This window comes from Geodermatophilus sp. CPCC 205761, assembly GCF_051383655.1.
Classification (GTDB): Bacteria; Actinomycetota; Actinomycetes; order Mycobacteriales; family Geodermatophilaceae; genus Geodermatophilus.
In genome coordinates this window covers 1-11,201 of the sequence record NZ_JALPKQ010000082.1, presented here as the reverse complement: position 1 = coordinate 11,201, position 11,201 = coordinate 1, and the positions used below count along the sequence as shown (strand labels likewise).

Genomic DNA, 11,201 nt, shown 5'->3' with positions numbered 1-11,201 from the left:
CGAGCGCGCGGGCCGCGGCCAGCTCGGCGTCGACCCGGGCGCTCCGCGCGGCGGCGTCCGCGGCGGCGGCCTCGGCCCCGGTGAGGTCGGCCGCGGCGCGCGCCCGCACCGACGCCACCCACGCGCCGACGCTCGTCCCGGGACGGGCACCGACCAGCTCGGGCGCCAGCTCCTCGGGCACCTCCACGTCGGCGATCTGGGCCACGCGGTGCAGCAGCGTGCTGATCCGGTGCCGGTCGGCGCGCAGCGACTCCTCGGCGGTGCGGCGCTCGGCGGCCAGCCACTCCTCCGCGCGGGCGAACCGGCCCACGTCGAACAGGGTGCGCAGCAGCCGGGCGCGGTCCTCCGGCTCGGCGCGCAGGAAGCGCGCGAAGTCGCCCTGCGGGAGCAGCACCACCTGGCAGAACTGCTCCGCGGAGAGGCCCAGCCGCACCCGCAGGTACTCCGACCCCTCGTCGATCCGCGTGCTGACCGGTTCCCAGACCGCGCCCTCCCAGCGCTGCACGGTGAGCCGGGCCTGCTCGGTGGTCTCACCGGCGCCCCGCTTCTTCGGGCGGGCCTGCTCCGGCCGGCGCACCACCAGGAGGCGCTCACCGGCGAGGGTCAGCTCGCAGGAGACCTCGGTGCGGGTGGCGGCGTCGGCGTGGTCGCTGCGCAGCCGCTTCTCCTCGCCGCGCGCGCCGGGGACGGTGCCGTAGAGCGCGAAGACCACGGCGTCCAGCAGCGTCGTCTTGCCGGCGCCGGTGGGGCCCCAGAGCAGGAACAGCCCGTCGCGAGCGACGTCGTCGACGTCGACGGTCTCGGTGCCGGCGAACGGCCCGAACGCGGTGAGCGAGAGCGAGTGCAGCCTCACAGGGCGGCCTCCTCGCGGGCGGCGGCCCCCAGCGCCCGGCCGAGGAGCTCCCGCTCGGCCGCGGTGACCCCCACGCCGCCGCGGACGTGGGCGACGAACTCGCCGGTGACCTCGATGTCGCTGCGGCCGCGCAGCCGCTCCTGGTAGCTGCGCCCGTCCCGGTTCGCGTCGCCGCCGGTCCACTCCAGGTGCACGCAGTGCGGGAAGCGGACCTGCAGCCGGCGCATCGGGTCGGCCGGGCGGACGGCGTCGGTCAGGCGGGCGGAGACGAAGTGCTCCTCGACCGCCGCGTGCGCGGGGTCGGCGAGCAGCTCGGCGAGGGTGCCGGTGAGCACGGTGAGCGGACGCGGGGTGGGCAGCGGGACGGCCCGGACCCCGGCCAGCCCGGCGGCGTCGAGGTCGACCAGCCACGCCTGCTTCTCCTGGCCGGCCTCGCCGAAGGAGTAGGCCAGCGGCGAGCCGCTGTAGCGCAGCCGCGGGGTGAGCGTCTGCGGCCGGTGCAGGTGCCCCAGCGCGACGTAGTCGACGCCGTCGAACACCGCGGCGGGCACCAGGTCCACCCCGCCGACACAGATGTCGCGCTCGCTCTCGCTGGCCACCCCGCCGCCGACGAAGGCGTGCGCCAGCACGACCGACCGCGTGCCGGGCCGCAGGAAGAGGTCGGCGCGCACCCGGTCCATCGCCTCGGCCAGCACCGCCTCGTGGCTGCGCGCGCCCGGCATCCCCAGCTCGTGCCGCGCGATCTCCGGCTCCAGGTAGGGCAGCCCGTAGACGGCGACGTCCCCGTGCTCGTCGCCCAGCAGCACCGGCTCGTCCAGCCGGCCGGTCGCCGCCCGCACGTGCACGCCGGACGTGGCCATGAGCCCGGCGCCGAACGACAGCCGGCGGGCCGAGTCGTGGTTGCCCGGGGTCAGGACGACGGTTGCGCCGGCGGTGCGCAGGCGCATCAGCACCCGGTCGAGGACGGCGGTCGCGTCCGCCGAGGGCACCGCGCGGTCGTAGACGTCACCGGCGACGACCACCACGTCGACCGACTCGGCTCCCACGACGTCGGCCAGGCCGGAGAGCACCGCCTCCTGCTCGCGGAGCAGGTCGGCGCCGTGCAGCGAGCGGCCGATGTGCCAGTCCGAGGTGTGCAGCAGCCGCATGGCCGCCGAAGGTAGGTCGGGGTACCGACAGAACCGCCGAGGCGCGCCGTGACGGAACCGTCACATCACGGAGTCAGAGCAGGGCGGTGGGGTGCGCGCTGCCGTAGCCGTCGCCGCGGATGTACCCGGCGTTCTCCTGGGCCCGGCGGTCGGCGTCCTCTTCGATCATGTGGTTGAGCAGCTGCTGGACGCCGTCGCTGTCGGGGATCTGCTTGAGCACCGTGGCGCTGCCGTCGCCAGCGGACTCGATGGTCAGGGTGCCGGAGCTGATCAGCCGCTCCCACAGCGTCTGGCGGTAGGAGACGTCGGTGATCCGGGACAGCCCGATGTCCCGGCCGTGCCGGGCGAGGACGCCCTCCCGGAACAGCAGCCGGTGCGTGGTGATGACGTAGTGGGTGGTGCGCCACCGCAGCACCGGCGCCAGCACGAACACCACGAGCAGCGCGAGGGCGACCCCCGTGATCACCATGCGGACGACGCCCTGCTGGCGGCCGTCGGGCACCATCGCGGCGCCGAAGGAGGCCCCGCCGACGATCAGCAGGAAGGCCACGACCGGGCCGAAGAGGGTCAGCCAGTGCGGGTGCAGGTGCCGGACGACCTCTTCGTCGGCCGCCAGCAGCTTGTCCGGGTAGGGCACCGCGACAGGATGACGCAGCGGGGGCCCGGGATCAGCGCTCCCGCGCCCGTGTCCGGACGTGTCGCACGTCACCGCTGGCCAGCTCGACCGGACCCTGCGCCGTTCGGACGACGAGCCGGCCGTCCCAGTCGACCGACTCGGCGACCCCCTCCAGGACCGACCCGTCGGGCAGCGCCACCGCGACCGTGGCCCCGACCGTCGAGGACCAGGCCAGGTAGTCGTGGGCCAGGCCCGTGCCCACCGGGTCACCCAGGGCGGCCACCCACGGCAGGTAGCGGCGCTCGAGGCCGCGCAGGAACGCCAGCAGGACCGCCGCGCGGTCCACCGGACGGCCGGCCGCCAACGCGAGCGAGGTGCCGCCCGGGGGCAGCTCGCCGACCGTCGTCGACACGTTGAGGCCCACGCCGACGACCACGGCGCCCGAGCCCACCTCGGCGAGGATCCCGGCGAGCTTCGCGCCGCCGGCGTCCAGCAGGTCGTTGGGCCACTTGAGCGAGGCCCGCACGCCGGGCACCTCCCCCACCGCCTCGGCCAGCGCGACGCCGGCCAGCAGCGGCAGCCACCCCCGCCGCGCGACGGGCACGTCGGGACGGAGCAGCAGGGAGACGGTGAGACCGGCGCCCGGAGGCGAGACCCAGGTGCGGTCCAGGCGCCCGCGGCCGGACGCCTGGTACTCGGCGACCAGCACCGTGCCCTCGGGGGCGTCGTCGGCCGCGGCGGCGAGCAGGTCGGCGTTGGTCGAGCCGACCTCGTCGACCACCCGGACCGACCGCCACAGGGCGCTGTCCGAGGTCAGCGCGGCCGCGAGTGCCCCGCCGTCCAGCGGGCGGCGGTGGGGGTCCGCCGAGCGGGACGGCGAGGCGAAATCCACTCCCCTACGCTACGGAACCCGTGAGCGTGCTGGCGAGCTCACGCACGGGCACAGCAGCGCCACGGACGTGGCCGACGAGCGCCAGCGAGGAGGACGCGTGAGTGCGGCTGAACTGGAGGGCGCCGGGGAGCACGTCCCCGGCGACATCGACATCCACACGACCGCGGGGAAGCTGGCCGAGTTCGGCCGGCGGGTCGAGGAGGCCACGCACGCGGGGTCGGCCCGCGCGGTCGAGAAGCAGCACGCCGCGGGCAAGATGACCGCCCGCGAGCGGATCGAGGCGCTGCTGGACCCGGGCTCGTTCACCGAGCTCGACGAGTTCGCCCGGCACCGCTCGACGAACTTCGGGATGGACGCCAAGCGGCCCTTCGGCGACGGCGTGGTCACCGGCTACGGCACCGTCGACGGCCGCCCGGTCTGCGTGTTCTCCCAGGACGTCACCGTGTTCGGCGGCAGCCTCGGCGAGGTCTACGGCGAGAAGATCGTCAAGGTCCTCGACCTGGCCATGCGCAACGGCTGCCCCGTCATCGGCATCAACGAGGGCGGCGGCGCCCGCATCCAGGAGGGCGTGGTCGCCCTCGGCCTGTACGCGGAGATCTTCCGGCGCAACGTGCACGCCTCCGGCGTCATCCCGCAGATCTCGCTCGTCATGGGCGCCGCGGCGGGCGGGCACGTCTACTCCCCCGCGCTCACCGACTTCGTCGTCATGGTCGACAAGAGCAGCCAGATGTTCATCACCGGCCCGGACGTCGTGAAGACCGTCACCGGCGAGGACGTCACCCTCGAGGAGCTCGGCGGCGCCCGAACGCACAACACCAAGTCCGGCGTCGCGCACTACCTGGCCGAGGACGAGGCCGACGCGCTGGACTACGTCAAGGCGCTGCTGTCCTACCTGCCCAGCAACAACCTCGACCCGCTCCCGGTCGTCGAGGTGCCGTCGGTCGACGTCTCCGTCCCCGACGGCGTGACCGAGGCCGACCTCGAGCTCGACACGTTCATCCCCGACTCGCCGAACACGCCTTACGACATGCACACCGTGATCACCCACGTCCTCGACGACGGCGAGTTCCTCGAGGTGCAGTCGCTGTTCGCGCCGAACATCGTCGTCGGCTTCGGCCGGGTCGAGGGCCGGCCGGTCGGCGTGGTGGCCAACCAGCCCACCCAGTTCGCCGGCACGCTGGACATCGACGCCAGCGAGAAGGCCGCCCGGTTCGTCCGCACGTGCGACGCGTTCAACGTCCCAGTGCTGACCTTCGTCGACGTCCCCGGCTTCCTGCCGGGCACCTCGCAGGAGTGGGAGGGGATCATCCGCCGCGGCGCCAAGCTGATCTACGCCTACGCCGAGGCGACCGTCCCCAAGATCACCGTCATCACCCGCAAGGCCTACGGCGGCGCCTACGACGTCATGGGCTCCAAGCACCTCGGCGCCGACCTCAACCTGGCCTGGCCCACCGCGCAGATCGCCGTCATGGGCGCCCAGGGCGCGGTGAACATCCTCTACCGGCGGGAGCTCGCCGAGGCCGACGACTCCGACGCCCGCCGCGCCGAGCTGATCACCGAGTACGAGGACGCGCTGCTGAGCCCGTACATCGCCGCGGACCGTGGGTATGTGGACCAGGTGCTCCTGCCCTCGCACACGCGGGTGCAGGTGACCCGCGCCCTGCGCCTGCTGGCCAACAAGCGCCAGACGCTGCCGCCCAAGAAGCACGGGAACATCCCGCTCTGATGGCCGAGCCCGAGTCCGAGCCGCGGCGCCCGCTACTGCGGGTCGTCCGGGGCGAGCCCACCGCCGAGGAGCTCGCCGCCCTGACCGTCGTCGTCGCCGCCCAGTCCCAACGCCGTCCCGGCCGCCGCCCCACCCCGGTGGGCGCGTGGGCCTCGGCCGGCGACGCGCACCGCACACCACTGCGCCCCGGCCCCGGCGGCTGGCGCGCCTCCGGGAGGTTCTCATGAGCGTGGATCGTCGGCTGGTGCTCGCGTCGGCGTCCCCGGCGCGGCTGACGCTGCTGCGTCAGGCCGGCCTGGCGCCCGAGGTCGTGGTCAGCGACGTCGACGAGACCGCCGTCCGGGCGCCGCGGGTCGGTGAGCGGGTCGCGCTGCTGGCCGCCGCAAAGGCCGGCGCGGTCGCGGGGAAGGAGACCGACGCGCTCGTCGTCGGCGCCGATTCGCTGCTGGAGTTCCGCGGGCAGGCCATGGGGAAGCCGGCCGACGTGAAGGACGCCCGCGACCGGTGGCAGCGGATGAGCGGGCGCAGCGGCGTGCTGCACACCGGCCAGGCGCTCTTCGACGTCCAGGACGGCCGGGTGGTGGCCCGCGACGTCGCCGTCGTCTCCACCGTGGTGCACTTCGCCACCCCGACGCCGCAGGAGATCGAGGCCTATCTGGCCACCGGCGAGCCGCTGGCGGTGGCGGGGGCCTTCACCCTCGACGGGCTGGGCGCCCCGTTCGTCCGCCGGGTGGACGGCGACCCCGCGGCGGTGGTCGGTCTGTCGCTGTCGACCCTGCGCAGCCAGCTGGCCAAGCGCGGCCTGGCGGTCACCGACCTCTGGCGCCGCTGACCCCCTCGACGGCGAGGTCGAGGACGACCGCCCCGGCCACCGGCCGCAGGCCCTCCAGCCGGCGCTCGAGCTGCTCGGCCCAGGCCGGCACGCGGCGCACGCCGCTGGGGTAGAGGAAGAGCGTGGTCGAGCCGACCAGCCGCCAGCCCGCGTCCCCGGCCCGACGGAGGAAGTCCCGGACGGCGAAGGTGCGCTCGCCCGGGGTGAGCACGTGGTACGCCCACACGTACGGGTGCACCCGGTTGGGCTCCATGGCCCGCCACCGCGCCGTCGGGGCGCTCACGGCCCGCACCTCGGCGACCACCCGGTCCAGGTCCGTCACGTGGTGCAGCGCGTCCACGCTGACCACCAGGCCGGCGGACCCGGCCGGCACCACCTGCCCGAGGGTCTCCCCCGTGCCGACCTCGAAGCGGACGTTGGCCAGCCCTGCCTCCTCCGCCCGCCGCCGGGCGAAGTCCACGTAGTTGGGCAGCGGCTCGATGCCCACGAACGTCCGGTCGGGACGGCGGGCCGCCAGCTCCCGCAGCAGCGTCCCGGTTCCGCAGCCGACCTCGAGCACCGTCCCGGGCACCTCGTCGAGCACGCCGGTGAAGTACTCGACGCGACGCCGGGCCATGTGCCCGGCGGCCCGCAGGTCGTCGTACTCGTCGGGCCGCTCGTCGAACGAGGCGTTGAGGGCGCGCGTGTCCGGGTCGGGTCGGCGTTCCTGGGCCGCTCCGGAGGTCATCGCCGCAGGGTAGGGGATGTGTGTCCCCGTCGCGCGTGCTCCGGCGCTCCCCCGGAGGCCCACCTGCGCGCGTGTCGCCGTCGCCGCGGTGGCTACAGTCCGACCGGGTCAACTCGGAGGGAGCACCCTGGTGCAGAAGGTCCTGATCGCCAACCGCGGCGAGATCGCCGTGCGGGTCGCCCGCGCCTGCAGGGACGCCGGACTGACCAGCGTCGCGGTCTACGCGGAGCCCGACCGGGACGGCCTGCACGTCCGGGCCGCTGACGAGGCCTTCGCCCTCGGGGGGACGACGCCGGGCGACTCCTACCTGGTGATCGACAAGATCCTCGCCGCGGCGGAGAAGTCCGGCGCCGACGCCGTCCACCCCGGCTACGGCTTCCTCTCCGAGAACGCCGACTTCGCCCGCGCGGTCATCGACGCCGGGCTCACCTGGATCGGCCCCTCCCCCGAGGCGATCATCGCCCTGGGCGACAAGGTGCAGGCCCGGCACATCGCGATGAAGGCCGGCGCCCCGCTGGTTCCCGGTACCAAAGACCCCGTGTCCGGCGCCGACGAGGTGCTCGCCTTCGCCGAGGAGCACGGCCTGCCGGTCGCGATCAAGGCGGCGTTCGGCGGCGGGGGCCGCGGGCTGAAGGTGGCCCGCACCAAGGAGGAGATCCCGGAGCTGTTCGACTCCGCCGTCCGCGAGGCGGTGTCGGCCTTCGGCCGCGGCGAGTGCTTCGTCGAGCGGTTCCTGGACAAGCCGCGGCACGTCGAGGCCCAGGTGCTCGCCGACACGCACGGCACCGTCGTGGTCGTCGGCACGCGGGACTGCTCCCTGCAGCGGCGCAACCAGAAGCTGGTGGAGGAGGCGCCCGCGCCCTTCCTCACCGACGAGCAGCGGGAGCGGATCCACTCCTCGGCCCGGGCCATCTGCGCGGAGGCCGGCTACCACGGGGCCGGCACCGTCGAGTACCTGGTCGGCGTCGACGGCTCCATCTCCTTCCTCGAGGTGAACACCCGGCTGCAGGTCGAGCACCCGGTCACCGAGGAGACCAGCGGCGTCGACCTGGTCCGCCAGCAGTTCCGGATCGCCGACGGGCTGCCGCTGGAGATCACCGAGGACCCCGCGCCGCGCGGGCACAGCATCGAGTTCCGGATCAACGCCGAGGACGCCGGGCGGAACTTCATGCCCGCCCCCGGCCCGGTCACCCGGCTGGAGATCCCGCAGGGCCCCGGGGTGCGCTGGGACTCCGGCGTCGAGACCGGCGGCGAGGTCGCCGGCGCGTTCGACTCGATGCTGGCCAAGCTGATCGTCACCGGTGCGACCCGCACCGAGGCGCTGCAGCGCGCCCGCCGGGCCCTGGACGAGCTGGTCGTCGAGGGCATGCCGACGGTCGTCCCGTTCCACCGCGCCGTCGTCCGGGACGAGGCCTTCACCAGCGAGCCGTTCTCGGTCCACACCCGCTGGATCGAGACCGAGTGGGACAACCAGGTCGCCCCCTACGCCGCCGCCCCGGCCGGGCACGGCGAGCCGGAGCCGCGGCAGACCGTCGTCGTCGAGGTCGGCGGACGGCGACTGGAGGTGTCGCTGCCCGCGGGCCTGGCCACCGGCGGGCCGGCCGCGGCCGCGGGCGGGGCCAAGCCGCGCAAGCGGGGCGGCGGCCACGGCGGGTCTGCCGCCTCCGGCGACGCCCTCACCAGCCCGATGCAGGGCACGATCGTCAAGGTCGCCGTCGAGGACGGCACCTCCGTCGAGGCCGGTGACCTCGTCGTCGTCCTCGAGGCGATGAAGATGGAGCAGCCGATCGCCGCGCACAAGTCGGGCACCGTGACCGGCCTGTCGGCCGAGGTCGGCGCGACCGTCACCAGCGGCGCGGTGATCTGCACCATCGCCGACGCCGAGTAGCGGGGCTCCCCACCCCCGTTGCGCTCAGAGCGTGCCGACGAGGGTTCCACCCTGGAAGGTCTGAGAGCAGCCGCGGGCGGTGCACGAGGGATCGGCCCGCGGGTACCCCAGCGGGCCTGACTCCCAGCCCCGCGCCGCCCACTGGTCCCGGATGGTGCCCCAGACCTGGTGGGTCCCGGTGTCGACGCTGAAGAAGATGGATCCGCCCTCGAAGTGCTGGAAGCACCCGCCCGCCACCAGGCCACAGGTCGTGTCGGTGACCGGGTAGCCCAGCCGGCCCCACTCCCAGCCCTGCGCCGCCCACTTCTGGTGGACCGCACCGATCACCGAGTGCGCACCCGTGGCCGGGGACCAGTAGACGACCCCGTGCTGGAACTGCTGCAGGCAGCCGCCGTTCCGGGTCCCGCACGCGGCGTCGCCCGTGGGATAGCCGAGCACGCCCCGCTCCCAGCCCAGCACCGCCCAGCGGTCGCGGATCACCCCGTCCACGGCGCGGGCACCGCCGGCCGGGCTGAAGAAGATGGATCCGCCCTCGAAGTGCTGGAAGCACCCGCCCGCCACCAGGCCACAGGTCGTGTCGGTGACCGGGTAGCCCAGCCGGCCCCACTCCCAGCCCTGCGCCGCCCACTTCTGGTGGACCGCACCGATCACCGAGTGCGCACCCGTGGCCGGGGACCAGTAGACGACCCCGTGCTGGAACTGTCGCAGGCAGCCCCCGTTCCGGGCGCCGCACGTCTCGGCCCCGGTCGGTGCGCCGAGGGGGCCCTGGGCGCCACCGGATGCGGTGTAGAGCGAGTCGATCGGCGTGGCCGGGGTGGCCGACGTGCCCGTCTCGACGCGCACGACCGCGCCGGACGCGGACACGCTCTGGACTGTCACGGTGAAGCGGCCGCCGGCCAGGACGACCGGCGTCCCGACCGGGAGGGCCTGCTGCATGTCGCCGTTCCACCCCGTGCTCGCCGACGGCGTCGGGTCGAGCAGGACGGAGGTGTCCCGGCCACCCTGGGACTGCCGCACGAGCACACCCGCCTGGAGACCGTGCCAGTTGGCGCCGCTGCCCAGCCACGCGTCCTGGCCGCCCGCGGGCCGGTACTCCAGCCAGTAGGTGGGGTCGGTCCCGCCCGGGGCCAGCGTCACCGCCCGGGTCCCCGTCGACTGCGACACCGGGGCGATCGTCACCGTGCCGGCCGGGCCACCCGGGGTGAAGGCCTGGGGCGAGCCGGGCAGGACGCGCAGGCGGTCGGCGTGCGCGACGTTGAGCGAACCGACCTGCTCCCAGGACACGCCCATGACGTCGTAGTAGTCGCGGTAGGCCACCGTCCGGCAGGTGCCCGTCTCCACGCTGCGGTCGCACTGCAGGCCCGACGCGTGGCCCAGACCGAAGTTGTGCCCGAACTCGTGGGCGAGGACCGACGTCCGGGCGGCGCGCACGTAGAGGAACCCGCCGGCCCCCAGGCCGGTGCCCACCTGCGCCAGGCCGTAGGAGCACGCGGGCAGCGCCGGCGTGCTGGTGACGTAGAGCAGGAGGTGGCGACCCGGAGCCGGGGCGAAGCCGATCTTCCCGGCGACGTCGTTCCAGAGCAGGTACGGGTCGTCGCAGCCCTTGGTGGAGCTGACCCAGTCGGTCACGGTGGTGGTGACCCCGAGCCGGACGGCCCCGTTGGTCTCCCGCTCCCAGAAGTCGGCGACGGGTCCGTCGACCAGCGCGGCGACGTCGGCCGTCGCGGTGCCGTCCGGCGTGCCACCGGCGGGCAGGACGCGGACCACGGTGACCTGGTTGGTGAACGGCGGGGCGGCCGGCGCGACGGGCGGGGCGGCCGGCTGCTCCACGACCTCGGCCGACAGCACCTCGCGCGCCGGGTCCAGGCCCTGCTCGGCCGCGGGGGCGTCGGTCACCTCGTCCCCGACGGTCACCTCGACGGTCGCGCCGACGGGGATGTCCGCGACGTCGTCGGTCGGCACCCGGACGGCCTCGCCGGGCGCGGTCTCGATCCAGCTGAGCGGACCGTCGGCGGCCAGGGCGGCGGCCTCGGCCGGGTCCTCGTCCGTGTGCTCGGGCCAGGCCTGCACGAGCTCACCGACGAGGGTGTCCCCGCGGGCCGGGTCCTCGGCCAGGGCGGGCGGGGCGCCCAGCAGGGGCAGGGCGGTCGCGACGGCGGCGAGCACGGCGAGCGACCGCAGGGTCGGCGGACGGCGGACGAGGGACACGGGAACTCCAGGGCCGGTGGACTGACTTCTCCATCGGCACCGCGGGTGCCGATCCGGACGGCGGTCGGTCAGGGGCGGGCGCGCAGTCGACGGCCGGCCCAGGCGCCGGCCAGGAACAGGGCCACGGCGCCGACGGCGACCGCGAGCAGCGGCGGCCACGAGGTCCCGGTCGCCGCCGGGTCGACCGTCTCCTGCGCCTGCGTCTGCAGCTCCGTGGGCGCCTGCTCCACCGGCGCCGGTGCCGGCAGCTCGGCGGCCTGCGGGGCGGCCGGCGGGGCGGCCTCCGGGGCGGACGCGGCCGGCGCGGCCGG

The 11,201-nt window shown here is 75.1% G+C and carries 11 protein-coding genes; 4 read left to right on the top strand and 7 right to left on the bottom strand.

All coding sequences use genetic code 11. The features are described from left to right. The 4 genes from MY526_RS26260 to MY526_RS26245 all read right to left on the bottom strand — a co-directional run. Positions 1-853: AAA family ATPase (locus tag MY526_RS26260; RefSeq protein WP_436705415.1), on the bottom strand; the 853-nt coding region annotated here is incomplete at its 3' end. Further along, positions 850-2,001, bottom strand: coding sequence for an exonuclease SbcCD subunit D (locus MY526_RS26255; RefSeq protein WP_436695839.1), 1,152 nt, complete (start codon positions 1,999-2,001; stop codon positions 850-852). The genes MY526_RS26255 and MY526_RS26260, both read right to left, overlap by 4 nt. Positions 2,002-2,074: 73 nt before the next feature. Beyond that, entirely contained in the window at positions 2,075-2,638 is a 564-nt protein-coding gene (locus MY526_RS26250; protein WP_436705414.1) for a PH domain-containing protein, read from the bottom strand. A gap of 31 nt (positions 2,639-2,669) precedes the next feature. Next, positions 2,670-3,509 (bottom strand): biotin--[acetyl-CoA-carboxylase] ligase, encoded by an 840-nt coding sequence (locus MY526_RS26245; RefSeq protein ID WP_436695837.1) that lies wholly within the window; start codon positions 3,507-3,509, stop codon positions 2,670-2,672. Between the two features lie 97 nt (positions 3,510-3,606). On the opposite strand from MY526_RS26245, the gene MY526_RS26240 reads away from it, so the two are divergent. From MY526_RS26240 to MY526_RS26230, 3 genes are read left to right on the top strand one after another with little or no spacing between them, the layout of a single operon-like run. Beyond that, complete coding sequence (locus tag MY526_RS26240; protein ID WP_436705413.1) at positions 3,607-5,235, top strand: acyl-CoA carboxylase subunit beta; 1,629 nt, start codon at positions 3,607-3,609, stop codon at positions 5,233-5,235. Beyond that, a complete protein-coding gene (locus tag MY526_RS26235; protein WP_436695835.1) occupies positions 5,235-5,462 on the top strand; it encodes an acyl-CoA carboxylase subunit epsilon in 228 nt (75 codons plus the stop codon). Before MY526_RS26240 ends, MY526_RS26235 begins: the two co-directional genes overlap by 1 nt. Continuing rightward, positions 5,459-6,067, top strand: a complete 609-nt coding sequence (locus MY526_RS26230; RefSeq protein WP_436695834.1) for a Maf family protein — start codon at positions 5,459-5,461, stop codon at positions 6,065-6,067. The genes MY526_RS26235 and MY526_RS26230 overlap by 4 nt, the downstream gene beginning before the upstream one ends. On the opposite strand, the gene MY526_RS26225 is transcribed toward MY526_RS26230, so the two are convergent. Next, positions 6,045-6,794: a methyltransferase domain-containing protein gene (locus tag MY526_RS26225; RefSeq protein WP_436705412.1), complete on the bottom strand. Its 750-nt coding sequence runs from the start codon at positions 6,792-6,794 to the stop codon at positions 6,045-6,047. The genes MY526_RS26230 and MY526_RS26225 overlap by 23 nt on opposite strands. A 130-nt stretch (positions 6,795-6,924) precedes the next feature. Between MY526_RS26225 and MY526_RS26220 the strand changes: the two genes are divergently transcribed. Then, complete coding sequence (locus MY526_RS26220) at positions 6,925-8,682, top strand: acetyl/propionyl/methylcrotonyl-CoA carboxylase subunit alpha (RefSeq protein ID WP_436695832.1); 1,758 nt, start codon at positions 6,925-6,927, stop codon at positions 8,680-8,682. Between the two features lie 24 nt (positions 8,683-8,706). Here MY526_RS26220 and MY526_RS26215 read toward each other — a convergent pair whose 3' ends face one another. Both MY526_RS26215 and MY526_RS26210 read right to left on the bottom strand, forming a co-directional pair. Further along, positions 8,707-10,890, bottom strand: coding sequence for a hypothetical protein (locus MY526_RS26215; RefSeq protein ID WP_436705411.1), 2,184 nt, complete (start codon positions 10,888-10,890; stop codon positions 8,707-8,709). Positions 10,891-10,958: 68 nt separating this feature from the next. Continuing rightward, positions 10,959-11,201 (bottom strand): hypothetical protein (locus tag MY526_RS26210; RefSeq protein WP_436705410.1); only part of this gene is annotated, 243 nt, incomplete at its 5' end.